The sequence below is a fragment of the Acidovorax sp. NO-1 genome (assembly GCF_000238595.1).
Taxonomy (GTDB): Bacteria; Pseudomonadota; Gammaproteobacteria; order Burkholderiales; family Burkholderiaceae_C; genus Acidovorax.
In genome coordinates this window covers 1-305 of sequence record NZ_AGTS01000136.1, presented here as the reverse complement: position 1 = coordinate 305, position 305 = coordinate 1, and the positions used below count along the sequence as shown (strand labels likewise).

1 protein-coding gene is annotated in these 305 nt (G+C 68.5%); it reads right to left on the bottom strand.

From position 1 onward, the window contains the following. A partial coding sequence (locus KYG_RS18765; protein ID WP_034695382.1) for a cupin domain-containing protein occupies positions 1 to 305 on the bottom strand: 305 nt, incomplete at both ends.

Genomic DNA, 305 nt, shown 5'->3' with positions numbered 1-305 from the left:
CGACGAAAGACCAGGAGATCTTCATGACGGACGGATTGGGCGGCGCGCGAGCGTGGCGCCAGGCGCAACAGGCTGATGAACAGCAACCGCGCCAGGGCTCTCAGGCTACTCGACTGCGCCGGGCGCGGCGCTTGGGTTTCCAGCCGCAACAGCTCGAACAACGCAGTCAGGCGGTCGGCCTCTTCACGGTCCTGGCCGGTCAGCTCGCCCAGGGGTACGCACAGCGGTTGGAGCGGCGTCCCCGGCGACAACTCGGGCGCCTCGTCCAGCAGCGTCCAGACCAGTTGCTGGCGCACCGTGAGCAC